The sequence below is a fragment of the Edwardsiella tarda ATCC 15947 = NBRC 105688 genome, from assembly GCF_003113495.2.
GTDB lineage: Bacteria > Pseudomonadota > Gammaproteobacteria > Enterobacterales > Enterobacteriaceae > Edwardsiella > Edwardsiella tarda.
Genome location: NZ_CP084506.1, coordinates 2042609 through 2067767 on the forward strand (window position 1 = coordinate 2042609; position 25159 = coordinate 2067767).

A 25159-nucleotide genomic window follows, 5' to 3' on the forward strand; every position below is an offset into this window, starting at 1 on the left:
CCTGTTAGTAGCGGATCTTGGGATCGATCACGGCGTATAGCACGTCAACGATGGCATTGAACAGAATCGTCAGCGTACCGACCAGGATGGTCAGGCTGAGTACCAGCGAATAGTCACGGTTCAACGCCCCGTTGACGAACAGCTGGCCGATCCCCGGCAGACCGTAGATGGTCTCGATCACCATCGAACCGGTGATAATGCCGACAAAGGCAGGCCCCATATAGGAGAGCACCGGCAGCAGCGCCGGACGCAGCGCGTGGCGCCACACGATACGCCGCATCGGCAAGCCCTTGGCACGCGCGGTACGAATGAAGTTCGAATGTAACACCTCGATCATCGATCCGCGGGTGATACGCGCGATGCCGGCGATATAGGAGAGCGACAAGGCCACCATCGGCAACAGCATGTATTTCAACGCCCCACCGTTCCAGCCGCCGCCAGGCAGCCAATGTAGCGAAATGGCGAAGATCAGTACCAGCAACGGCGCCACCACGAAGCTGGGTATCACCACGCCGGTCATGGCGAAGGTCATCACCAAGTAGTCCCAGCGCGAATTCTGCTTCAAGGCGGCGACGGCCCCCGCCGTGACGCCGAGCACCAGCGCCATCACGAAGGCGGCCAGCCCCAACTTAGCGGAGACCGGAAAGGAAGCGGCGAGCAGATCGTTAACCGAATAATCCTTGTATTTGAACGATGGCCCGAAGTCCCCCTTGGAGAGTTGCAGCAGGTAGTGGCCGTACTGCTTCCAGATGGGATCGTTGAGATGGTACTTGGCCTCGATGTTGGCCATCACCTCCGGCGGCAGCGTACGCTCGCCGGTGAACGGACTGCCTGGCGCTAGGCGCATCATAAAGAAGGAGATAGTCACCAGGATGAACAGCGTCGGTATCGCCTCTAGGAAGCGACGAAATATGAATTTTAGCATAGCCCAAACCCTGTACGCCGGCCGCAACGGCCGGCGGTCGTCTACCCGACGGCCGGTCGCCCGGCCGCGCGGTTATTAGTGTTGAATGATGTAGAGGTTCTTATCGTAGACATAATCCAGCGGATCCTGGCCGGTGTAGCCACCGACATAGGGTTTCACCAGACGGGCGTTAACATAGTAATAGACCGGCACGATGGCGGAGTCTTTATCCAACTGCTGCTCGGCCTGCTGATACACCTGGGCGCGTCCAGCCTTATCCTTCGCCTGCAAGGCACCAGACATGATGCGATCGAAGGCCGCGCTCTTATAGTGCGGCGTGTTGTTGCTGCTGTTGGACAGCATCATGTTGAGGAAAGAGCTCGGCTCGTTATAGTCGGCACACCAGGCCGCGCGCGCCACGTCGTAGTTCCCCTGGTGACGCGAGTCGAGGAAGGTCTTCCACTCCTGGTTCTCCAGTTTCACGTCGATGCCCAGGTTCTTCTTCCAGATGGCGGCGGCGGCGATCGCCAGCTTCTTATGCAGATCCGAGGTGTTGTACAACAGGTTGAAGCTGAGCGGCTTGTCCGGGCCATAGCCCGCCTCGGCCAGCAGCTTCTTGGCCTCCTGGTTGCGCTTCTCCTGCGACCAGCCAAACCAGGCCGGCGGCGTCAGGTTGGCACCATCGGTATAGGGAGGGGTAAAGCTATAGGCCGGCAGATCGCCCTGATTCTTCACCTTGTTGACGATGATGTCGCGATCCAACCCCAGCTTAAGCGCCTCGCGCACACGCGGATCGTTAAACGGCGGCTTCTGGTTGTTGATCTCGTAGTAGTAGGTACACAGATACGGGTCGACCTTAACCTGCTCGGGGATCTCACGCTTCAGCTTCTGGAACATCTCGATCGGCATGTTGTTGTAGGTCATGTCGATCTCGCCGGTCCGGTAGCGGTTCACATCGGTCACTTCCGAGGCGATGGGCAGGAAGGTCACCTTGTCGATCACCGTCTTGGCGTTATCCCAATACTGCGGGTTACGCTCCAGCACGATACGCTCGTTGACCACCCAGTCTTTCAACTTATAGGCGCCATTGCTGACGTAGTTCTGCGGCAGGGTCCATTTCTCGCCATACTTCTCGACCGCCGCCTTGTTGACCGGCTTCATCGCGTAGTGGGCGGTCATCTCCGGCAGGTAAGGCACCGGCTCGCTCAGGGTCACCTGGAAGGTGTGATCATCCAGCGCCTTCACCCCCAGCGCCGACTTGTCCTGCTTACCGGCGATGATGTCATCGATATTAGCGACATGCGCATACTGCAGATAACTGGCGTAAGGTGATGCCGTCTTCGGATCCGCCATGCGCTGCCAGCTATAGACGAAGTCTTCGGCGGTGACCGGCTCACCATTCGACCACTTGGCGTCCGGACGCAGATAGAAGACCCACACCTTGTTGTCTTTGCTCTCCCAACGCTCGGCCACCCCAGGGATGGTATGCCCCTTGGTGTCATGCTGCGTCAGCCCCTCCAACAGATCGTTGGTGACATTATTCTCCGGCACCCCTTCGATTTTATGTGGATCAAGGGAGGAGACTTCGGAGCCGTTGTTTCTGACCAGTTCCTGCTTTGCCGCCAGTTTCACGCCGGCGGGCACCTCGGCTGCCGCCGCCTGGAAGGCGACACCGCCCAGGGCGCTACAGATGGCGAGGGTTAACATACGCTTTTTGATGATGTGTTTGCTCATTACTACCACTCCCGTATTCAAAAGGAAGCCTGTTAGCAGGCTGGTCAACATGGTGTGTTATGGCTACCGTCGCGGAGGAACGAGTCCGCGGCGGCGGCTGGCCTGACGTGCCCACAGGGGGCCGCAAGCATTATTGTTGCCGGGTAACGAAATCACGACGCCATACGTCGCGAGGTTAATGATGGACAGGAGCGGCGCAGGATGCGCTATGACACCACGGGAGAGGACGCATAATCAGCGCGAGTTGACGCTGTAACATGCCATACCAAGGGAACCACCTGTAATGCTGGCAGCCACGCTTGGCCGCCTAACGCCTACCCTGAGTCGACTCACTGCCCGACGCACTGTTTTAATTCGTGCTTTCTCACAGACTGCCCTCAGCCAAGACAAAAATCAATCTTAACTTACTGATATAAAATAAAATATACGTGAAACCCCCTTTCCATTGTCTAATGTTTCGCCGAACAGAAAAAAAGCAAAATAAAATTACAATTGATGTGTTTTTTCTAGAGATAAAGACTAATTGTTAGCGTGTATTTTTCGGCTCGGCGCGGAAGAATGTACACAATAGCAACGATTGTGTAGGACAAATTTGCGCAAATAGAACGGGAATAGGTGAATTAACCCTGAGTAATAGTTAGAGAGGAAAACAAAATAGAAAATGATTAAATATATTAAAAAAATAAACAGCTAATTAAAGGCACGAGATTCTGTATTCGGCGCGCCATCGCAGACACGCCGAACCACCTGGCAAAGTTACAGCAATCCTGGGAAGATCGCCTTCACCCCGGTCACGATAAACTCGATCCCCAAGGCCATCAGCAACAGACCCATGATACGCGTCACCACGTTAATCCCCGTCTGCCCCAACAAACGCACCAACAGCGGCGCGGCGCGGAAGAGCAGCCAGCAGCAGAAGGCAAACAAGATGATCGCCAACGAGAAGCCCAGCAGATTCTGCCAGCCGTGGTAACGTGAACTCCAGACGATGGTCGAGCTGATGGCGCCAGGACCGGCCATCAGAGGCAATGCCAGCGGCACGACCCCCACGTTCTCACGGATCGCCGTCTCCGATTTCTCCTGTTTATTCTGTTTGTCCTCCCCCAGCTTACCGCTGATCATCGACATGGCGATGGTCACCACCAGGATGCCGCCGGCAATACGGAAGGAGTCGATGGAGATACCGAAGAAATAGAGGATGGAGTCGCCCAGTAGCAAGGCGATAATAAGAATGATCGCCACCGAGAGATTCGCGGTCAGGTTAGTCCGATTGCGCGCCGCAACGGCCTGATAGCTGGTCATACTGATGAAGACGGGCAAGATCCCTACCGGGTTTACCAAGGCGAACAGGCCAATAAAAAATTTGATATACCCGGACAAGTCCAGCAGAGACTGACTCACTATGTGCTCCACAAGTTAAAGATGATGGTCATCGCGCGCTAATGTAATAGAAATACCTGCGCCGATCTATCATCCCGCCATAGAATTTTGTCATTTAACCAGAGATGCCGCCTATCCTACTCTCCATTGTGTGCGCTACCCAGCGACGTGATTTTAACCATTAATCCTGTCTTTTTTCTTGTAACTAATAATCATTATCAAAACAACCATGCTGAATGGAGTCAGCCTGCCGTTTTCGTGACCCTAATCACAAAACAAATACCCAAGAATGAGTAAGCTTCGTTACATCAAAAAAGATGAATTAGGGATGACCATCTTGGTAAGGTGAAACGGCTGTATGCCTGAGCGCCTTACCTCGGAGATTAAGCTGTTTTAGCAAATTAGCAGCCCGGGCGTCGGCAATAACCCGGCAAAGGTGACACCGCCAGCTATACTTGTGTGCCTTGTGCGGCTGATTGACTAAAAAAGTTTAACATTATCAGGAGAGCATTCATGGCTGTAACCAATACTGCTGAACTCGATGCGCTGGTCGCCCGTGTAAAAAACGCCCAACGCGAGTTTGCTAACTTCTCTCAGGAACAAGTCGACAAGATCTTCCGCGCCGCCGCCCTGGCCGCTGCCGATGCCCGCATCCCGTTGGCTAAGATGGCCGTCGCCGAATCCGGCATGGGTATCGTGGAAGATAAAGTGATCAAGAACCACTTCGCCTCCGAATATATCTACAACGCCTACAAAGACGAGAAGACCTGCGGCATTCTGTCTGAAGACGACACCTTCGGCACCATCACCATCGCCGAGCCGACTGGCCTGATCTGCGGTATCGTTCCGACCACTAACCCGACCTCTACCGCAATCTTCAAGGCGTTGATCAGCCTGAAGACGCGTAACGGTATCATCTTCTCTCCGCATCCGCGTGCCAAGCAGGCCACCAACAAGGCGGCTGATATCGTACTGCAGGCTGCCATCGCCGCCGGTGCGCCGAAAGACATCATCGGCTGGATCGATGAGCCGTCCGTCGAGCTGTCCAACGCCCTGATGCACCACCCGGACATCAACCTGATCCTGGCCACCGGTGGCCCGGGCATGGTTAAAGCGGCCTACAGCTCCGGCAAACCGGCGATCGGTGTCGGCGCGGGCAACACCCCGGTAGTGATCGACGAAACCGCTGACATCAAGCGTGCCGTCGCCTCCATCCTGATGTCCAAGACCTTCGACAACGGCGTCATCTGTGCCTCTGAGCAGTCTGTCATCGTGGTCGACTCCGTCTACGACAAAGTACGTGAGCGTTTTGCTACCCACGGCGGCTACATGCTGCAGGGTAAAGAACTGAAAGCCGTTCAGGACATCATCCTGAAGAATGGCGGGCTGAACGCCGCTATCGTGGGTCAGCCGGCGGCGAAGATTGCCGAAATGGCCGGTATCACCGTACCGGCTGGGACGAAGATCCTGATCGGTGAAGTTAGCGTGGTCGATGACTCCGAGCCGTTCGCTCACGAGAAGCTCTCTCCGACGCTGGCGATGTACCGTGCCAAAGACTTCGAAGATGCCGTCAGCAAGGCTGAAAAACTGGTCGCCATGGGCGGTATCGGTCATACCTCTTGCCTGTACACCGACCAAGACAACCAGGGTTCTCGCGTCAACTACTTCGGCGAGAAGATGAAGACCGCTCGTATCCTGATCAACACCCCGGCCTCTCAGGGTGGTATCGGTGACCTGTACAACTTCAAGCTGGCGCCTTCCCTGACGCTGGGCTGCGGCTCCTGGGGCGGTAACTCCATCTCTGAAAACGTGGGTCCGAAGCACCTGATCAACAAGAAAACGGTAGCGAAGCGAGCAGAAAACATGTTGTGGCATAAACTTCCGAAGTCTATCTACTTCCGTCGCGGCGCTCTGCCGATCGCACTGGAAGAAGTGGCAACCGACGGTGCCAAACGCGCCTTCATCGTTACCGACCGTTTCCTGTTCAACAACGGCTATGCCGACCAGGTAACCAATGTGCTGAAGGCACACGGTATCGAAACCGAAGTCTTCTTCGAAGTCGAGGCCGACCCGACCCTGAGCATCGTGCGTAAAGGCGCCGAGCAGATGCACTCCTTCAAGCCGGATGTCATCATCGCGCTGGGCGGTGGTTCTCCGATGGATGCGGCCAAGATCATGTGGGTGATGTATGAGCACCCGGAAACCCACTTCGAAGAGCTGGCGCTGCGCTTTATGGACATCCGTAAGCGTATCTACAAGTTCCCGAAAATGGGTGTGAAGGCGAAGATGGTTGCCATCACCACCACCTCCGGTACCGGTTCTGAAGTCACGCCGTTCGCCGTCGTTACCGATGATGCGACCGGTCAGAAATACCCGCTGGCTGACTATGCGCTGACGCCGGACATGGCTATCGTCGATGCCAACCTGGTGATGAACATGCCGAAATCCCTGTGCGCCTTCGGCGGCCTGGATGCGGTCACTCACGCCCTGGAAGCCTACGTCTCCGTACTGGCGAACGAATACTCTGACGGCCAGGCGCTGCAAGCCCTGAAACTGCTGAAAGAGTTCCTGCCGGCCAGCTACGCAGAAGGGGCGAAAAACCCGGTAGCTCGTGAGCGTGTACACAACGCCGCCACCATCGCCGGTATCGCGTTCGCCAACGCCTTCCTCGGGGTATGTCACTCTATGGCTCACAAACTGGGCTCCGAGTTCCATCTCCCGCACGGCCTGGCCAACGCCCTGCTGATCTCCAACGTCATCCGCTATAACGCGAACGACAACCCGACCAAGCAGACCGCATTCAGCCAGTACGACCGTCCGCAGGCGCGTCGTCGCTACGCTGAAGTCGCCGACCATCTGGGTCTGAGCGCACCGGGCGACCGCACCGCGCAGAAGATCGAGAAGCTGCTGGCTTGGCTGGACAGCATCAAGGCAGAGCTGGGCATCCCGGCCTCTATCCGCGAAGCGGGCGTACAGGAAGCCGACTTCCTGGCGAAAGTGGACAAGCTGTCTGAAGACGCGTTCGACGACCAGTGCACCGGCGCCAACCCGCGCTACCCGCTGATCGCTGAACTCAAGCAGATCCTGCTGGACACCTACTACGGTCGCGATTACGTCGAGCACGCTCAGGCGGACGACAAAGCCGTCGCAGCGAAAGCCGAGAAGAAGGCGAAGAAAGCCTAATTCGACGCACCGTACCTGAGGCGAATGCGTGACATTCGCCTACTCGCACCACGGGCCACGTTATAACGCGGCCCGTTTTTTTATTTATGGCCTCTCCCTCGCGCTGCGCTGGATTGCGGCCTCATCCTCATTCGCCCAGCCAAAGGCCTCCCGTCGCCGCTCGCTCGCCTCAGTAGTCCCCATGCTCGCCTCCCCCGACGCCTGTAGCGGCGCGGCACACTCAGCCTGCCAGCCCCCCTCTCGTCAGGGAGAGGCCTCTCAATCCGCCAACGACGCCCTACACGCGGCATCCATTGATGGCCCCCCAGGCACGCCTAGCGATGAGGACAAACGGAAACCGTCAACGATAGTGCAGGCTGAATGGCGTATAGCGTATAGCGTATAGCGGATGGCGGATGGCGGATGAGGCAACGGATCACAGCGGCATTTCCCCGGCCAAGCGCGGCCCTGCCAGTGATTTCTCATGACGCTCGCCGCCCGCCTAGTACACCGGCGCGATGACGACGCCTCGGACGGCTACGCACGTCTCGCCCTCAGGCGGAGAGCGCTCTCCGCACTCGCAGCGCTCATGGCCGCGCGATACGGCGCTTGGGCGCACATAAGCGGTGGAGATGCCTCGGGGGCACAAGAACCGCGCCAAGGAGGGGGTAAGAAGCCTGAGCGGCGTAGGCGGCGAGTAGTGGAGCCTCGCGCCTGACAAGAGATGTGCGCTGGAGAGCAGACCGCCAACCTCATCTCCAGCGCGGCGTGCTGGGGCCTACGCCCCCAGCCATATGGCAGACTTATGCGTGCGGCGCAACGCCGAGCGCTTCCTTATAATGTTTACGGCAAACGGATACATAGCGCTCATTACCGCCGATGACCACCTGTTCACCATCTTTTAAGGCGCGGCCATCTTGATCCAAACGTAACACCATATTCGCCTTGCGGCCACAATGACAGATGGTTTTCAGCTCGACCAGCTTATCCGCCCAAGCCAATAAATATTGGCTACCGGGGAACAGCTCACCGCGAAAATCGGTACGCAGGCCATAGCACAACACGGGAATATCCAACTCATCCACCACGTCAGAGAGCGCCAGCACCTGACTCTTGGTCAAGAATTGGCTCTCATCCACCAACACACAATGCACACTCTGTTGCTGATGAGCCCGGCGGATCTCCTCAAACAGATCAGTCTGTTGGTTATACAGCATCGCCGGCGAATGTAAGCCGATACGCGAACTGATCTGCCCTACCGCGTAACGGTTATCAATTTCTGCGGTGAACACCAGCGTATGCATGCCCCGCTCGCGATAGTTGTAGGAGGACTGCAACAATGCCGTAGATTTTCCTGCATTCATTGCAGAGTAATAAAAATAGAGTTGAGCCATCAAAGCGCCTTAAAACGGAAAACAGTCATCAATTGTGAGGGATTCTACCATATAAGCCGCAGCGAGGGAGGCTCACTTATTCTCCGCCACCGGCAAGCAAGCGACGCAACGCCTCATGCACAATGGCTAAACAGATCCAGCAGACGCCACAGAATAATTATGGCATTATTCATGCCAATAAGTGATCAACCTAACAGTTATCCGGCTGGCGAGATACTCGAGGGGATAAGCGATGAGCGGTTCGGCAATTGACGCGCGGGACGAGCGACAAGATGCATTTATATACATGGCAAAGCGCCCCATCATCTAAAGCCCTCCCCGTAAGGCCCCATGCTTGTCTCGGTTTATATAGATAATAGGGTATAATATTAACAATTCGAGCCAAGAACATATTCGTCTCCCCCCACGAATATTTTGCTAATCTTACAAAATTCACTATTGCGTTAAATAAAAGCGCACTCTATTATAAAGATGACGCCCCCACCAATATAATTTGAGATTAGGAAAATGAGCGAAGCATTAAAGATTCTTAACAACATTCGTACTCTACGCGCCCAGGCTCGCGAATGCACGCTGGAAACTCTGGAAGAGATGCTGGAGAAACTGGAAGTCGTCGTTAAAGAACGTCGCGAAGAAGAGCAGCAAGCACAAGCCGAGATCGAAGAGCGCACCCGTAAACTGCAGCAATATCGCGAAATGTTGATCGCTGATGGTATTGACCCGAATGAGCTGTTGCAGAGCATGAATGCCAGCAAAGTCACTGGCGGTAAAACCAAGCGCGCTGCACGTCCGGCTAAATACCAGTATGTCGACGAGAATGGCGAAACCAAGACTTGGACCGGCCAGGGCCGCACGCCTGCCGTGATCAAGACCGCAATGGAAGAGCAAGGTAAGTCTCTAGACGACTTCCTGATCTAATCCAGAATACGCCTAAAAATAGCCTCTCAATGAGGCTATTTTTGTTTCTAGCGCCATGCCACTCCCCCACACGACCCGCCTTAGCACACCATCAAGATCTATAATTATTTCTTCAGTTTATTTATTATTGCTCAACGCATCACCCCGTCTTAGGAAAAGTCTTATTTGTGACTTTAATCAATTAGAGGTAGTTCAACTTCGTGCTACCCAGACTTTTGTCTAGTTGCATCCTGATAAAAAAAATGGCGGCCAATGGCCGCCACGTTTATTCATCGACTTACTTGCTTAAGTTAAGCGCTTTGAGCCAAGCGGCAAAATCTTTACCCAAGGCCGGATGACGCAGACCATACTCGACAAACGCCTGCATATAGCCCAGTTTATTCCCACAGTCGTGGCTACGCCCTTTCAGGTGATAAGCCTCGACGGTTTCCTTCTTCAGCAACATGGCAATAGCGTCCGTCAACTGAATCTCTTCACCGGCTCCCGGCGGGGTTTTAGAGAGTAACGGCCAAATGTCCGGAGAAAGAACATAACGCCCAACAATGGAGAGGTTAGACGGTGCTTTATCACGCGGCGGCTTTTCTACCACGGCTCTCATCGCCACGCTTTCGCCTGCGGCCAATTGTGTGCCATTACAGTCGACCACCCCATAATTAGAGACATCTTCCATCGGCACCGGCTCCACCATAATCTGGCTCGCACCGGTAGATTCATAACGACGCAACATCTCACTCAGGTTATCGCTACTCAAATCCGCGCTATATTCGTCCAAAATAACATCTGGTAATACCACGGCGAAAGGTTCATCACCCACCAACGGATGAGCGCACAGAATGGCATGACCTAAACCTTTGGCCAGTCCCTGACGCACCTGCATAATAGTGACGTGCTTGGGACAAATAGCCTGCACCTCGGCCAACAGCTGACGCTTAACACGCTTTTCCAGCATGGCTTCCAGTTCGAAACTGGTATCGAAGTGGTTCTCGATAGAGTTTTTAGATGAGTGCGTTACTAAAATAATTTCATTAATACCGGCGGCAATACATTCATTGACCACGTATTGGATCAGCGGTTTATCTACCAACGGCAACATTTCTTTAGGAATTGCTTTCGTTGCCGGCAGCATGCGCGTCCCTAGCCCTGCGACCGGGATAACCGCTTTTTTTACTTTTCTCACTGACGTTGACATACAACCTCTCTCTACAGATGACGCATTGTTCGCCCGTCCATAACCGAACGATATGAGTACTAAACTGTCTGCGAGTATACCAGTTCGGTAATCCTACGCATTTCTTTCATCTATATTTGATATCAAGTGGATAAACAAGCGACAGCGTACAAAATAACGCCGAGCGTTAGCCGCAAGAGTAGCAGAAAATGCCGAAAAATAAGAAAGGAGGATCGCCTTTATGACGACTGCGCCTGACACAATGTAGGCAAGGCATGGTGATGGTCAGGGGCGGTCAACATCAAGCGTAATTGCCCACCGCTCCCCCAGATCTGGCACTGCCAACGGCGACTACGCAAGCACAACTGGTTCATCGGCGTACTCCCCAGCGTCCCCAACGGTACGCCGCCGTTTAGTTGCACCGTCTGCCCCTCGGCCTCCAGACAAGCATGCAGGCCTGCGGAAACCATCAGGACATTCCCCGTCAACGCATGATAGTACCCCGCCAACATCGGGAATTGCCCAATGAATCCCGCCCGCCGCAGCAACTGGTTTGCCTGCTTCAACACGGCGGCAATATGCGGTAGTGGCCGCCGATGGGTGATCATCTGTTGCTGTAATAAGCCGTTAAAGATGGCGCGCATCATCAATGCCGCCAATACGCCATACTCACTGCTACGCGTCACATCCAAACAGTAAAACGCCATCTCATGCGCTGACAGCGCGGCCATATCCAGCACTAAACCGCAGCTGGCCGGATCGGTCAGTTGACGGTAATTGACCCGACAGCCCGCCACTACCTGCTGCACCGGTGGCTGTAACTGACGCAACAGGCGCACGGCCCGTGCGGGATCGTGCAACAACACCTCCCAATCGTGACTCAGGGCATCCTCCTCCAGCGCCAAGGAGTCAAACAACGCCGGATAGAGACAGGCCAAGAGCATCTGACGCAGACGGTCAAGGTCACGCACCGGTTTCAGCAATACATCCTTGGCCCCCAGACGCATCACGCGGGCGATGTCGCTGACCGACTCGGTCGCCGAAATCACCACGACGGGCGTCCGCTGGCCCCGCATTCGCAGATGACGAAGAAAGTCGGCACCATCCATTTCCGGCATCGCCAGATCGCACAGGATCAGATCGGGACGATTTTGTTCATACAGGCGTAACGCCTGGCGCCCATTTTCCGCCTGCGTCACTCCGGCCCCCTGCGCCTCCAGATAGCCGCACAACATACGGCGGAACACCGCATCATCATCGACGATCATGATCTGTTTATTGGTGAGCACCTGTGACATGGCCGGCCCCTCCTACTCATCTGATCCTAGTGTGGTTCAATACCGGTACGAATGCCCTGACGGCCAGTAAAAATATTCTATACTGCGCGATTTAACGCACTTTTCATAAAATCAGAATTAACTTATTCAGCATTATTATTAGTTATTATGATCAGCATAGAGTCCTCGCGCTATTATGCTCATCTTTTCTCACCAATAGTTGCAAATGGTTATAGCTATGATGTCACCGATCGCCCACACCGCCCCCTGCCCCTGTGGCAGCACACTCACCTTCGCCGCGTGCTGCGCGCCACGCCTCGATGGCTCACTCCCGGCCAGTACCCCGGAACAGCTGATGCGCTCGCGTTATAGCGCCTTTGTGACCCACAATGCCGACTATCTGATCGCCAGCTGGCATCCCGATTGTGGCATGGCGGCCGAACGCGCGGCCATCTGCGCCAGCTTCGCCGATACCGAATGGCTGGGGTTACGCATTATCGCCTGCTCGCCGGGTCAGAACGAACACGAAGGCTATGTCGAATTTATCGCCCGTTTCCATACTCCCTCAACTAATAGAAACGGCGCAATTCACGAGCGTTCACGTTTTCTGAATCTGCATCACACTTGGTACTATGTCGACGGGCCCCGGCCGGAGGTAGGACGTAACGACCCCTGTCCCTGCGCCAGTGGGAACAAATATAAAAAATGCTGCGGACGCTAGGCAGAGTCCCGCCACCGTGCGGCGCAACGGTGCCGATCGGCGGCGCTTAGGCGCCATGGCGGGGTGTGCCCGGCCACCACGGCGACACAACAAGGATGCAAACCTATGTCACACCCCGTTATTCAACGCAAAGTCCTACGTACCACCTGCCCAGACGCCAAGGGGCTGATCGCCAAGATCACCAATATCTGTTACAAGCATCAACTCAACATCATCCAGAATAACGAGTTTGTCGATCACCATAGCGGGCGTTTTTTCATGCGTACCGAGCTAGAAGGGATCTTCAACGATGAGACCCTGCTCGCCGATCTGGATGGCGCCCTACCAGCAGGCTCCGAGCGTGAAATCATCGCCACCGCTCGGCAACGGGTAGTCATCCTGGTCACCAAGGAGGCGCACTGCCTGGGTGATCTGCTGATCAAGAGTGCCTTCGGCGATCTGGATATCGAGATTGCCGCGGTCATCGCTAACCACGCCACCTTGCAACCGTTAGTCGAAAAGTTCGCGATCCCTTTCATCCTGGTCAGCCACGACGGGCTGAGCCGCGAGGCACACGACGATGCCGTCGCCGAACAGATCGATCGCCTGGCACCCGACTATGTGGTGTTGGCCAAATATATGCGCATCCTCACGCCCGGTTTCGTCGCGCGCTACCCGAATCGCATCATCAATATCCATCACTCCTTCCTGCCGGCCTTTATCGGTGCGCGCCCCTATCACCAAGCCTATCAACGCGGGGTGAAGATCATCGGCGCCACCGCGCACTTCGTGAACAACGATCTGGATGAGGGGCCGATCATCATGCAGGACGTGATCCATGTCGACCACAGTTACACGGCCGAGGAGATGATCCGCGCGGGGCGAGATGTGGAAAAAAATGTGCTGAGCCGCGCCCTCTACCGCGTGTTGGCACAACGGGTGTTCGTCTGCGGTAATCGCACAGTAATTTTTTGATTTGTTCGTTTTTTCTCTGTTTTTTGTACGCCCGCACAACAGTGCGGGCAAAAAAACGGCAAACGATTTTTTTTTCTTACGCAACCCTTTACAGCGCGGCGCGATTTGTTATTATGCGCCCCGCTTCCGCTGATAACGAAGCGCGACAATCTGGTGGGGTTCCCGAGCGGCCAAAGGGAGCAGACTGTAAATCTGCCGTCTCAGACTTCGAAGGTTCGAATCCTTCCCCCACCACCATTTCTTCTCTCGAAATGGTATCGTAAAACGCCCTAGCCCGGCGTCCGGTGTGACCGGTTAGCAATATCATCCCCAAATGGTGGGGTTCCCGAGCGGCCAAAGGGAGCAGACTGTAAATCTGCCGTCTCAGACTTCGAAGGTTCGAATCCTTCCCCCACCACCATTCTTTTGTTGTTCTCTGCTAGACATCCCAAATGCCTATATCAAGCCAGAACCCGATCCGGGGAAGGTGAGAACCTTCGACAAGGTTCGAGTCGAGCAACGCGAGACAACGTTGCCGCAGGCAACGGCCCGTAGGGCGAGCCGCAACGCGGCGAGTCATCCTTCCCCCACCACCATTCTTTTGTTGTTCTCTGCTAGACATCCCAAACGCCTATATCAAGCCAGAACCCAATTCGGGGAAGGTGAGAACCTTCGACAAGGTTCCCGGCCAAGCGGCGTTATCGGTGAAGCCAGTTGGCACACGGACAGCGCGCAGAAACCGGAGCGTACTGGTCGTACGTGAGGATTTCGAGCACTGCCCAGGGGCAAAATGGCGAACAAGATAGCCGCATGACCGGGAACCTCGGTTCGCGTCGAGCAACGCGCGACCAACGTTGCCGCAGGCAACGGCCCGTAGGGCGAGCCGCAACGCGGCGAGTCATCCTTCCCCCACCACCATTCTTCTGTTGTTCTCTGCTAGACATCCCAAACGCCTATATCAAACCAGAACCCGATCCAGACGACCGTAGCGGCTCGCCAAACGCGGCCTCACACCGTCAGGCTTGCCATCCCGCGCCACATTCGTTATACCTCACAGCTTGTCGGTAAATTAAGGTAGTGATGGGATGCGTAATGCGATTTGTGTCTTTTGCGGGGCCAGCGACGGTGTCGCTGAACGTTATGTCGCCACGGCACGCCAGCTGGGCCAGACCCTCGCCCGCCAGGGGCGAACACTGGTCTATGGCGGTGGTCGCAAGGGATTGATGGGCGTCGTGGCTGACGCCGCGCTGGCGGCGGGCGGCGAGGTACACGGCGTCATCCCGCAGCGACTGGTTGAGGCGGAAACCGCCCACCACGGCCTGACCTCCCTGGAGATCGTCCCAGACATGCACACGCGTAAGGCTCGCATGGCGGCACGCTCCGATGGCTTCATTGCCCTGCCGGGCGGCATCGGCACCCTGGAGGAGCTGTTCGAGATCTGGACCTGGGGACAGATCGGCTGCCACGACAAGCCGGTCGGCCTGCTGGATGTCGGCGACTACTATCGCCGTCTACGCGACTTCCTGCGTTACAGCGCCGACGAAGGCTTTATTCGTCCCCCCTACCTCGCGACCCTGCTGCACGATGACGATCCGGCCAGCCTGCTGCGCGCCTTCGACGATTACCAACCGCATCATCTGAGCCGCTGGGAGTAACCCACGGCAATACCCCTACTGAGCGCAAGGTTCAGCTAACGCCCGCCATCTGCTACCATGCGGGCACCCTTATTCAACGGCCAGAATCCATGAAGTTTATCTCTTTCAACATCAACGGGCTGCGTGCCCGTCCCCATCAGCTGGCGGCGATCGTGGAGAAACATAATCCGGACGTGATCGGTCTACAAGAGACCAAGGTTCACGACGATATGTTCCCGCTCCAGGATCTGGCCCCGCTCGGCTACCATCTGCATTACCATGGCCAGAAAGGACACTACGGCGTCGCCCTATTGACTCGCATGGCGCCGCTGGCGGTACGCAAGGGCTTTCCAGGCGACGCTGAGGATGCCCAACGGCGTATCATCATGGCCGATATCCCGACGGAACAGGGCGTGTTAACCGTCATCAACGGCTATTTCCCGCAAGGGGAGAGTCGCGACCATCCCCTGAAGTTCCCGGCCAAGAGCAAGTTCTATGCCGATCTACAGGATTACCTGCAACAGTCGCTGACCCCGCAGGATCAGGTCTTGATCATGGGCGATATGAACATCAGCCCGGCCGACATCGACATCGGTATCGGCGACGAGAGCCGCCGCCGCTGGCTGCGTAGCGGCAAATGCTCCTTCCTGCCGGAGGAGCGGGCCTGGATGGATCGCCTGCTGAGTTGGGGACTGGTCGACACCTATCGTCAAGCCCATCCCGAGCGCGACGACCGCTTCTCCTGGTTCGATTACCGCTCCAAAGGTTTCGACGATAACCGTGGGCTGCGCATCGATCTGCTGCTCGCCAGCCAACCGCTGGCACAGCGTTGCGTCGATAGCGGCATCGACTATGAGATCCGGGCGATGGAGAAGCCCTCCGACCATGCCCCGATCTGGGCCGAGTTCACGTTATCATGACGGCGCAGGGAGCGGAGAAGATCCTGCATGTCGTCGCGGCGATTATCGAACGACAGGGGCGTATCCTGCTGGCGCAGCGTGGCGCCAGCCAGGATCAGTCTGGCTTGTGGGAGTTTCCCGGCGGGAAGGTCGAGGCGGGCGAGAGCCAGCCTCAGGCGTTGCAGCGTGAACTGGAGGAGGAGCTAGGGCTAGCCTGCCAGGTAAGCGACTATGTCGCCAGCAGCACCCTACTCCAGCCAGGCCGGCGCATTCATCTGCATGCCTGGCGGGTACAGCCCGACGCGGGTGAGCCCCAGGCGCGAGAGCACGCCGCGTTGCACTGGGTCACGCCACAACAGGCGCTGGACTATCCGTTGGCGCCTGCGGATCTCCCGCTGCTGCAGGCCTATCTGGCGCGGCTGGCGCGCTTCGCGCGCGATGCGTAACGCCTCACTCCGGGTTAAGCCCCTCGGGCTTAACCCTTCTTCAGCACCACCCAACGCAGGTTATTGGTACTCAACACCTGTGGGTTAGCCTGGCACTGCAACAACAGCCCATCGGTCGCCACTACCGCCCCCTCCGAATAGTAACGATCCTGGTACAGGCAACAGCGGCTACAGGTGACACTCGTTCCCCCGTTGTTATAGCCGTTGGCGGGCATCGGCACCACCACATCGACGCCACCGGCGGCGACGGCTGCCGTTCCCGCCTGATTGACGTTAGCGGCGCCCCCATTGGTCGAGAGCGTTACCTCTGCTTGGAGCGCGGCGCTCCACAACAGCGCGCCTAGCGCCACGATTACGGCCTGTTTCATGCTTTCTTCCTCTTATTGGCTGCGGTTGCTCGCCCTGACGCTCGCCGTGCCGTCCCTTGCTGAGCGGGCGGCAGATGGCGAAACGCGCGGGGATCCACGGCGGTACGCGCCTGATGGATCAGCTGCTGTAGCGTCTCCACCAGCGGGTGCATAAAATCCTGATAGCGGCAGCCCTTCTCGCTGATCTTCGTCAGCGTCGACTCCCAGTGCGCCGTCATATCGGGACGCCCCGCCATCTCCGGCAGGCAATGGATCAACGCCCTGCCCGCCTCGCTGGCGTGGATGTTACGCCCCTTCTTCTGCAGGAATCCTCGACGGAACAAGAGCTCGATGATCCCGGCTCGCGTGGCCTCGGTCCCTAAACCATCGGTCGCTCGCAGGATTTTCTTTAGCGATTTATCCTGTACGAAGCGGGCGATCCCGGTCATCGCCGACAATAACGTGGCATCGGTGAAGGGACGTGGCGGCTGCGTCTGACGCGCCATCAACTCGCCGCGCTCACAATGCAACACGTCGTCGCGCGCCACCACCGGCAACGGCATCCCTTCGTCCTCATCGTCACGCTCCTTGGCGCCGAGCAGCGCGCGCCAGCCGGGAGCCGCCAAGAAACGCGCCTTGGCACAGAACGCGCCCCCGGCGATCGTCAGATCGATGACGCACTTACGGTACTGCGCGTCGGGGCAGAACTGCATCAGGTACTGGCGCGCCACCAGCTGGTAGATGTTGCGCTCGTCCGCCGACAGCGAGACGTTGCCGCTGCGGGCGGTGGGAATGATCGCGTGGTGAGCATCCACCTTGCTGTCATCCCAGCAACGATTACGGCGCTCGCTATCGACCGCGGCCAAATCAGCCAGCTCAGGCACATGGCTGGCGATGGCGGCCATCACCGCGTGACGACCGGCGAAATGCTCCTCCGGCAGATGGCGGCTATCGGAGCGTGGATAGGTCAACAGCTTATGGGTCTCATACAGACGCTGACAGATATCAAGCACCTGTTGGGCGCTCAGGCCGAAGCGCTTAGCCGCCTCGATCTGTAACGCGGAAAGCGAGAATGGCAGCGGCGCCACCTCCGACTCACGCTTATCGTTGTAGCCGGTCACCCGCGCCGGTTGATCCGCGATGCGTGTGATGACGTGCTCGGCCAACGCCCGGTTAAGCAGGCGCCCCTCCTCGTCCTGATGGGGTTCACAGGCCTCGCTGGGTTGCCACTGCGCCCAGAAACGCTCCCCCGCCGGCGTGACGATATGCGCCCGCACCTCGTAGAAATCCTTCGCCACGAAGTGCTCGATCTCCTCATCGCGCCGCACCACCAGCCCTAACACCGGCGTCTGCACCCGCCCGACGGAGAGGACGCCGTTATAACCGGCGTTACGCCCCAACAGGGTGTAGGCGCGCGTCATGTTGATACCATACAGCCAATCGGCGCGCGCGCGCGCCAAGGCCGAGACACACAACGGCATGAACTCATGGTTGTCGCGCAGCCGCCCCAGCGCCCGCGTCACCGCTTGGGGGTTCAGATCGTTGATCAGGCAACGCTGCACCTGGCGGCGGCGCTCCGGTGCCAGGGCCAGGAAGTCGAGGACCTCATCGACCAGCAGCTGCCCCTCGCGATCCGGGTCACCGGCGTGTACCACCTGTTGCGCGTCGTGCAACAGCCGCTCGATCACCTTAAGCTGCTTGGCGCTCGACGCCTTGGGGCGTAGCTGCCACTTCTGCGGCACGATAGGCAGATCGGCCAGATTCCAACGGGCATAACGGGCGTCATAGGCATCTGGCTCGGCCTGCTCCAGCAGGTGGCCGACACACCAGGTGACGACATCGTCATCGCCGCATTGAATGTAGCCATCCGCTCGGCGATGGGGTTTCGGCAGCACATCGGCGATGGCACGCCCTAGACTCGGTTTTTCCGCGATAAACAGCCGCATCGGTCACCTTAATTCTGGCCGAGGGAAAGGAGATAATCCCGCACGGCGGCATAGTCGCCGCGGAAGACGATGCGGGCCGCCTTCTTCTCCAGCTGATAGCCGTACATCGGATCGTAGTAATCCTGCAACAGCGGCACCAACCAGGCCAGATGCGCCTCGCTGCCGTCGCCGTCCCGTTGCCGTTGCAAGGCACGCGTCAGGTGGCCATCCAGCTCGGCATAACGCTCCAGGCCCAGACGACGGCGGATGGCGAACAGCCCATGGTGCAGATACTCGGCGTAAGCCTGCCAACCCGCCTCGCGCCCATAGGCGCGCTCATACTCCACGCACATCAGATCGATGTACTCCTCTTGCAGACGCGCCAGGCGCGCCTCGAAGGGCTCCTCGACCACGGCCACCGGCGCCTGCTGCATCGCGTTATACAGGCAGAGTGGAATATGGTTAGAGCCGATCACCCGCCCCTCATCCTCCAGCATCCAGCGCCGGACACCGGCACGCTGCTGCTTCAACAGCGCGATACCGAGCTGGTTCTCGAAGTCGACCTGACTGCCCTGCGCCACCACGACACGCCCGAAGGAGGAGCCGCGATGGCGCGCCGCCCCCTCGAGATCGATGCCGCCCGGCAACTCGCGCAACATGCGTGTCTTGCCGCAACCGGTGTTCCCCCCGATCAGCACCATCGGCAGCGTGGCGGCCTGTTCGGTCTGCTGCATCACCGCCTGGCGTAGCGCCTTATAGCCACCTTCGATCAGCGGATAGTCCAGCCCCGCCTCGCGCAACCACTGCTGCACGATGTGGGAACGCAGGCCGCCCCGAAAACAGTAGAGATAGCCGTGCGGATGACGCCGGCACTGCGCCAACCAGGCATCGACCCGGGCGGCGCGCACCTCGCCATACACCAGGCGATTGCCCAAGGCGATGGCGGCTTCCTGGCCCTGCTGTTTGTAACAGATGCCCACCGCCTCGCGTTCGCTGTCCAACATCAACGGCAAATTGCAGGCGCTGGGGAAGGCCCCCGCCTGAAACTCGACAGGGGCGCGCACGTCGATCAACGGGGTGTCGGCGGCCAGGATGGCGAGATAGTCCGTGCCATCCGGACGGGTTACTGCCGTGTCGATCATCCGTGAACCTCGATCAACGGCGCACCGGCGCGCGGCGTATGCAACTCGCCGATGGCGCTCAGGGTCAGACCGTGGCGTGCCGCGACCTCAGCCACCGCCGCCTCGGCATCCGGCGTCACCGCCAGCAACAGGCCGCCGGAGGTCTGCGGATCGCACAGCAGTTGACGCTGAAGATCGCTCATCGCCCCGACCAAGTGGCCATAGCTGTCAAAGTTGCGCCCGGTGCCACCGGGGACACACCCCTGCGCGATGTAGGCTTCGACGCCCGGCAGACGCGGGATCTGATCGAACCACAAGGTCGCCTGCAGATCGGACCCCTGGCAGATCTCGCTCAGATGGCCCAACAGGCCAAAGCCGGTGACGTCGGTCATGGCGGTCACCCCGGCGATATCGGCGAAGTCGGCGCCGGGACGGTTCAACTGGCACATGGTGTCGCGCGCCAGCCCCTGATGCTCCGGCAGCAGGCAGCTACGCTTCTCGGCGGTGGTCAACACCCCGATGCCCAGCGGCTTGGTCAGGTAGAGTCGGCAACCGGCCTGCGCCGCGCTGTTCTTCTTCACCCGCTCGGTGCTGACCGTGCCGGTGACGGCCAGGCCAAAGATCGGTTCCGGCGCATCGATGGAGTGGCCGCCAGCCAGTGAGATCCCCGCCTCACGACATACCTGGCGCCCCCCCTCGATCACCTGCCGGGCGATCTCCGGCGCCAACTTATCCACCGGCCAGCCGAGGATAGCGATCGCCATGATCGGTTTGCCGCCCATGGCATAGATGTCGCTGATGGCATTGGTGGCCGCGATACGGCCAAAATCATACGGATCATCCACAATCGGCATGAAGAAGTCGGTGGTGCTGATGATGCCAACCCCGTTGCCGATGTCATAAACCGCCGCGTCGTCACGCGTCTCATTGCCCACCAGCAGGTGGGGATCGACAAACTTAGCCTGCTCACTATGCAGGATGGACTCCAATACTTTCGGCGAGATCTTGCAGCCACATCCCGCCCCATGGCTGTACTGTGTCAAACGAATGGCCGGCGCAGTCATACCCTACTCCTCTCCATCAAGAAAAATAAAATCACGCTATGGTAACGCTAGAGCAGGAAATTGATAAGCAACGGGATCAATAACCCCGTCGTGCATAACGAGGCAAACGGTTACGCGCGCAGTAAATGGCCGCCGTCGCCCGCGCTACCGATAGCGGATGCCGCGAGCGACGCGAAGAGGGAGGAAGAGAGACCTCAGAAGGCGCGCACGAAGGCGCTGCTATCCAACGGTTGCAGACGCGCGGCCTTCAGTTGCGGCGTGCCCAGATAGAGAAAGCCGACGATGGCATCTTGCGGGCGGCAGCCGAACGCGGCGCGCACCTGCGGATGCTCGACCCAGTGACCGCTACGCCAGATACCGTTAAATCCCTGCGCCTGCGCCGCCATCTGCATCGCCATCAACGCGCAACCGGCCGATGCCACCTGCTCCCAGTGCGGTACCCGACTTTCGGCATCGCAATGGGCGATCACCGTGATGATCAGCGGCGCACGAAATGGGGCCTTACGCGCCTTCTCGATCCCCTTCTCGTCGCGCCCTTCCTCGACGGCGATGGCATGCAACAGCGCGCTGAGGCGTGCCTGCCCCTCGCCCTGCACGGTGACGAAACGCCACGGCTGCAACCCCTTGTGATCCGGTGCGCGTAACCCGGCCTGAAAGATATTCTCTAACACCTGCCCCGCCGGGGCCGGCTCGCTCAGGCGCGAGGCGGAACGGCGTTGCAGCAGTAACTCTAAAGCGTCCATAACACTCTCCTGCGGACAAAATGGGTAAACCCAAATGATGTTAAATCAACGTTATGACAATTATCCGCCGCGCTACGCCAAGATACCAGCCCCGCACGACGCAATGCGTGCGCATAACGATGCCGCCGCGCGACGCTAACCATCTCGACGCTGACATTTCGCTCCTCCCCCGTTAGGATAGCGTGACTGCAACTTTTTACCTGGAGCTTACATGCGCGTGTTATGGCGCTACATCGCCGGACTGTTCCGCTGGTGTTGGCGGATCCTCAACTTTATCCGCGAATTTATCCTGAACCTGTTCCTTCTCCTGCTGATCCTGGTCGGGGTCGGCATTTATTTACAACTGCAAGACAAGCCCGCCGCCCCCGCCAGTAAGGGTGCGCTACTGGTCGATCTCAATGGCGTGGTGGTCGACAATCCGACCCTGAACAACAAGTTCGGCCAGTTGGGACGCGAATTGTTGGGGATGCGTGGCAATACCCTGCAAGAAAACTCGCTGTTCGATCTGGTAGATACCCTGCGTCAGGCCAAGGACGATGCCAATATCACCGGGCTGGTGCTCTCCCTGAATAACTTCGTCGGTGCCGATCAGCCGTCGCTGCGTTACCTCGGCAAGGCCTTAAGCGAGTTCCGCGCCAGCGGCAAGCCGATCATTGCGGTAGGCGAAAGCTACAGCCAGGCGCAATACTTCCTGGCCAGCTATGCCGACAAGATCTACCTGTCGCCGCAAGGTAGCGTCGCCCTACAGGGGATGGCGACCAATAATCTCTACTATAAGAGTCTGTTGGATAAACTGGACGTCAGCACCCACATCTTCCGGGTCGGCACCTACAAGTCGGCGGTCGAACCGCTGATGCGTGACCAGATGTCGCCGCAGGCGCGTAGCGCCGACAGCCAGTGGTTGAACGGTATGTGGGATAATTACCTCACCACCGTCGCCGCCAACCGCCACCTCTCGGTGCAGCAGCTCTTCCCCGGCGCCGATCAGCTCATCAAGGGGCTGCAGGCCACCGGCGGCGACATGGCACAATACGCCGTGCTGCATCGCTGGGTCGATGGACTCGCGTCGCGCACCGAAGCCGAAGGGATCCTGGCGAAACAGTTTGGCTGGGACGCCCAGGCGCGCAATTATCGCCATATCAGCCTGTATGACTACCCGCTGAAAGCGCCGAAGTCCGGCAAGGGGCAGATCGCGGTGATCTTCGCCAGCGGCGCGATCATCGATGGCGAAGCGACGCCGGGCAGCGTCGGCGGCGATACCACCGCCAACCAGATCCGCCAGGCTCGTCTCGATCCGGCGATCCGGGCGATCATTCTGCGCGTCAACAGCCCTGGCGGCAGCGTCACCGCCTCCGAGGAGATCCGCAGCGAACTGGCCGCCGCCCGGAGTGCCGGTAAGCCGGTGGTCGTCTCCATGGGCGGCCTGGCAGCCTCCGGTGGCTACTGGATCTCGACCCCGGCTAACTACATCATCGCCAGCCCGACGACCCTCACCGGTTCGATCGGCATCTTCGGGGTGATCAACACCTTCGAGAAACCGCTGAACAAGTTGGGGGTTTACACCGATGGCGTCGCCACCTCATCGCTGGCCGACACCGCCCTCACCAAGGCGCTGCCACAAAGCGTCAGCGATCTGATGCAGCTGACCATTGCCAACGGCTATCAACGCTTCATCAATCTGGTGGCTGAAGCCCGCCACAAGACACCGGAGCAGGTCGATCAGATCGCCCAGGGCCGTGTCTGGCTCGGCATCGACGCCAAGGCCAATGGCCTGGTCGATCAGTTGGGTGACTTCGACGATGCCGTCACCAAGGCCGCGCAATTGGCCGGGATCAAGCAACCGCGCTTGCAGTGGTATGTCGATACACCGAGCGTCGGCGAGATGCTACTCAGCCAGTTAACCGGTTCGGTGCAGGCGTCGTTACCGCAGGCCTTGCAGGGCGTGGTACCCGCCTCGTTGCTCCAACTGTCGCGCCAGATCGCGGCGCAGAGCGACTGGGTTGCCTCGCTCAACGATCCCCAGCAGCGCTATGCGCTCTGCCTGACCTGTAGCGAAATTCGCTAGCCCTCCCCGCCGGGGCGCTCATCACACGGATGACCGCTCCGGCTTCTTCACGCTTCACGCTTCACCTCGATTGCACCACACGCGGCGAAGTAGGCGTGCGGCCGATGAACGCCCCTGTTCGCGGGTTCTTATTCCGCCCGCACGGAGCGTGGATCTCGATTGGCGCCGACAAGATAGCGATACTCGCTCCCAGATCGGGGTTAAATCACGCCCAAGGACGCCCCTCTCCTTTTTTTCTGCCGTATTATCCCTATAATCCACGCATCGTTGCGCATACGCGCCCAGTAACGGCGAATTTTCTGTCATGCAAAAAAAATCTATCTATGTAGCCTACACCGGCGGCACCATTGGCATGCAACGCTCCGAACATGGCTATATTCCGGTCTCCGGCCACCTCCAACGCCAGCTGGCGCAGATGCCCGAGTTCCATCGTCCGGAGATGCCGGACTTCACCATCCATGAATACCACCCGCTGATCGACTCATCGGATACCACCCCCGCCGACTGGCAGCATATCGCCGACGACATTCAGGCCAACTACGCGCACTATGATGGCTTCGTCATTCTGCACGGCACCGACACCATGGCCTTCACCGCCTCGGCGCTGTCGTTCATGTTCCAGCATCTCGCCAAACCGGTGATCGTCACCGGCTCGCAGATCCCATTGGCCGAGCTGCGCTCCGATGGCCAGACCAACCTGCTGAATGCCCTGTACCTGGCGGCCAACTACCCGATCAATGAGGTGTCGCTGTTCTTTAATAACAAGCTGTTTCGCGGCAACCGTACCACCAAGGCGCACGCCGATGGCTTCGATGCCTTCGCCTCACCGAACTATCCGATGCTGCTGGAGGCCGGGATCAATATTCGCCGCGTCGCCCCGTTGGTCACCCCGCTGCACCAGGCGCCATTCCAGGTTCATCCCATCACGCCACAGCCCATCGGGGTGGTCACCCTCTATCCCGGCATCTCCGCCGACGTGGTGCGTAACTTCCTGCGCCAACCGGTACGGGCGCTGATCCTACGCTCCTACGGCGTGGGTAATGCCCCGCAAAACCCGGAGCTGCTCGACGAGCTGCAACGGGCCGCCCAGCGCGGCATCGTGGTGGTCAACCTGACGCAATGTTTCTCCGGACGGGTGAACATGGAGGGATATGCCACCGGAAACGCCTTGGCGCATGCTGGCGTGATCAGTGGTTTCGACATGACGGTTGAGGCGGCACTGACTAAACTGCATTATCTATTAAGCCAAACACTCACCGCCGATGAGATCCGTCATCTGATGCAACAGGATCTACGCGGTGAGCTGAGCGAGAATCCCTAGAGC

At 58.3% G+C, this 25159-nt stretch carries 20 protein-coding genes, 2 tRNA genes and 2 other RNA genes; 13 read left to right on the forward strand and 11 right to left on the reverse strand.

All coding sequences use genetic code 11. From position 1 onward, the window contains the following. Nucleotides 1-4: 4 nt before the first annotated feature. From oppB to DCL27_RS09490, 3 genes are all read right to left on the reverse strand, one after another. Nucleotides 5-925 carry an oligopeptide ABC transporter permease OppB gene (gene oppB / locus DCL27_RS09480; RefSeq protein WP_005285183.1) on the reverse strand — a complete coding sequence of 307 codons (921 nt, stop codon included), beginning with the start codon at nucleotides 923-925 and terminating at the stop codon, nucleotides 5-7. Between the two features lie 75 nt (nucleotides 926-1000). Beyond that, nucleotides 1001-2638: an oligopeptide ABC transporter substrate-binding protein OppA gene (gene oppA / locus DCL27_RS09485; protein ID WP_005293303.1), complete on the reverse strand. Its 1638-nt coding sequence runs from the start codon at nucleotides 2636-2638 to the stop codon at nucleotides 1001-1003. A gap of 756 nt (nucleotides 2639-3394) precedes the next feature. Further along, nucleotides 3395-4039 carry a YchE family NAAT transporter gene (locus tag DCL27_RS09490; RefSeq protein ID WP_005293300.1) on the reverse strand — a complete coding sequence of 215 codons (645 nt, stop codon included), beginning with the start codon at nucleotides 4037-4039 and terminating at the stop codon, nucleotides 3395-3397. A 492-nt stretch (nucleotides 4040-4531) separates the two neighbouring features. Between DCL27_RS09490 and adhE the strand changes: the two genes are divergently transcribed. After that, on the forward strand, nucleotides 4532-7201 hold the full coding sequence (gene adhE, locus DCL27_RS09495; RefSeq protein ID WP_035599312.1) for a bifunctional acetaldehyde-CoA/alcohol dehydrogenase: 2670 nt from the start codon (nucleotides 4532-4534) through the stop codon (nucleotides 7199-7201). A 782-nt stretch (nucleotides 7202-7983) separates the two neighbouring features. Here the strand turns inward: adhE and tdk are convergent. Further along, the gene (gene tdk, locus DCL27_RS09500) at nucleotides 7984-8574 is read right to left on the reverse strand and encodes a thymidine kinase (RefSeq protein WP_005285158.1); all 591 of its coding nucleotides are present in this window, start codon (nucleotides 8572-8574) and stop codon (nucleotides 7984-7986) included. 507 nt (nucleotides 8575-9081) lie between these two features. On the opposite strand from tdk, the gene hns reads away from it, so the two are divergent. Next, nucleotides 9082-9492, forward strand: coding sequence for a histone-like nucleoid-structuring protein H-NS (gene hns / locus DCL27_RS09505; protein ID WP_005285153.1), 411 nt, complete (start codon nucleotides 9082-9084; stop codon nucleotides 9490-9492). A gap of 277 nt (nucleotides 9493-9769) precedes the next feature. Here the strand turns inward: hns and galU are convergent, their stop codons facing one another. Then, entirely contained in the window at nucleotides 9770-10681 is a 912-nt protein-coding gene (galU, locus tag DCL27_RS09510; RefSeq protein WP_005285150.1) for a UTP--glucose-1-phosphate uridylyltransferase GalU, read from the reverse strand. A 218-nt stretch (nucleotides 10682-10899) separates the two neighbouring features. Next, complete coding sequence (gene rssB / locus DCL27_RS09515) at nucleotides 10900-11958, reverse strand: two-component system response regulator RssB (protein ID WP_035599315.1); 1059 nt, start codon at nucleotides 11956-11958, stop codon at nucleotides 10900-10902. 217 nt (nucleotides 11959-12175) lie between these two features. Here rssB and DCL27_RS09520 point away from each other — a divergent pair, with 217 nt between their 5' ends. The 9 genes from DCL27_RS09520 to DCL27_RS09560 all read left to right on the forward strand — a co-directional run bounded on the left by DCL27_RS09520 (nucleotide 12176) and on the right by DCL27_RS09560 (nucleotide 16570). Then, a complete protein-coding gene (locus DCL27_RS09520; protein ID WP_228594424.1) occupies nucleotides 12176-12658 on the forward strand; it encodes a YchJ family metal-binding protein in 483 nt (160 codons plus the stop codon). A 105-nt stretch (nucleotides 12659-12763) separates the two neighbouring features. Continuing rightward, on the forward strand, nucleotides 12764-13612 hold the full coding sequence (purU, locus tag DCL27_RS09525; protein WP_005285141.1) for a formyltetrahydrofolate deformylase: 849 nt from the start codon (nucleotides 12764-12766) through the stop codon (nucleotides 13610-13612). 152 nt (nucleotides 13613-13764) lie between these two features. Next, a tRNA-Tyr gene (locus DCL27_RS09530) sits at nucleotides 13765-13849 on the forward strand. Between the two features lie 78 nt (nucleotides 13850-13927). Further along, nucleotides 13928-14012: transfer RNA gene (locus DCL27_RS09535), tRNA-Tyr, on the forward strand. 46 nt (nucleotides 14013-14058) lie between these two features. After that, nucleotides 14059-14187: non-coding RNA, RtT sRNA (locus DCL27_RS09540), on the forward strand. A gap of 185 nt (nucleotides 14188-14372) precedes the next feature. Continuing rightward, nucleotides 14373-14509, forward strand: a non-coding RNA gene (locus tag DCL27_RS09545) — RtT sRNA. 167 nt (nucleotides 14510-14676) lie between these two features. Continuing rightward, on the forward strand, nucleotides 14677-15246 hold the full coding sequence (locus tag DCL27_RS09550) for an LOG family protein (protein ID WP_005285134.1): 570 nt from the start codon (nucleotides 14677-14679) through the stop codon (nucleotides 15244-15246). A gap of 89 nt (nucleotides 15247-15335) precedes the next feature. Next, complete coding sequence (xthA, locus tag DCL27_RS09555) at nucleotides 15336-16145, forward strand: exodeoxyribonuclease III (protein WP_005285131.1); 810 nt, start codon at nucleotides 15336-15338, stop codon at nucleotides 16143-16145. Then, complete coding sequence (locus DCL27_RS09560) at nucleotides 16142-16570, forward strand: pyrimidine (deoxy)nucleoside triphosphate diphosphatase (RefSeq protein WP_005285128.1); 429 nt, start codon at nucleotides 16142-16144, stop codon at nucleotides 16568-16570. Before xthA ends, DCL27_RS09560 begins: the two co-directional genes overlap by 4 nt. A 29-nt stretch (nucleotides 16571-16599) precedes the next feature. Here DCL27_RS09560 and DCL27_RS09565 read toward each other — a convergent pair whose 3' ends face one another. The 5 genes from DCL27_RS09565 to DCL27_RS09585 form a co-directional block, all read right to left on the reverse strand. Then, on the reverse strand, nucleotides 16600-16938 hold the full coding sequence (locus DCL27_RS09565; RefSeq protein ID WP_005285125.1) for a DUF1496 domain-containing protein: 339 nt from the start codon (nucleotides 16936-16938) through the stop codon (nucleotides 16600-16602). Beyond that, nucleotides 16935-18863 carry a DNA topoisomerase III gene (locus DCL27_RS09570; RefSeq protein WP_005285122.1) on the reverse strand — a complete coding sequence of 643 codons (1929 nt, stop codon included), beginning with the start codon at nucleotides 18861-18863 and terminating at the stop codon, nucleotides 16935-16937. Before DCL27_RS09570 ends, DCL27_RS09565 begins: the two co-directional genes overlap by 4 nt. 8 nt (nucleotides 18864-18871) lie before the next feature. Beyond that, entirely contained in the window at nucleotides 18872-19984 is a 1113-nt protein-coding gene (gene mnmH / locus DCL27_RS09575; RefSeq protein WP_005285118.1) for a tRNA 2-selenouridine(34) synthase MnmH, read from the reverse strand. Then, a complete protein-coding gene (gene selD / locus DCL27_RS09580; protein WP_005285115.1) occupies nucleotides 19981-21027 on the reverse strand; it encodes a selenide, water dikinase SelD in 1047 nt (348 codons plus the stop codon). The genes mnmH and selD overlap by 4 nt, the downstream gene beginning before the upstream one ends. Before the next feature lie 194 nt (nucleotides 21028-21221). Further along, on the reverse strand, nucleotides 21222-21770 hold the full coding sequence (locus tag DCL27_RS09585; RefSeq protein ID WP_005293252.1) for an NAD(P)H nitroreductase: 549 nt from the start codon (nucleotides 21768-21770) through the stop codon (nucleotides 21222-21224). A 211-nt stretch (nucleotides 21771-21981) separates the two neighbouring features. Between DCL27_RS09585 and sppA the strand changes: the two genes are divergently transcribed. Together sppA and ansA are read left to right on the forward strand one after the other, a co-directional pair. Further along, nucleotides 21982-23835: a signal peptide peptidase SppA gene (sppA, locus tag DCL27_RS09590; RefSeq protein ID WP_035596814.1), complete on the forward strand. Its 1854-nt coding sequence runs from the start codon at nucleotides 21982-21984 to the stop codon at nucleotides 23833-23835. Between the two features lie 304 nt (nucleotides 23836-24139). Next, the gene (ansA, locus tag DCL27_RS09595) at nucleotides 24140-25156 is read left to right on the forward strand and encodes an asparaginase (protein WP_005285101.1); all 1017 of its coding nucleotides are present in this window, start codon (nucleotides 24140-24142) and stop codon (nucleotides 25154-25156) included. The last annotated feature ends 3 nt before the right edge of the window (nucleotides 25157-25159 follow it).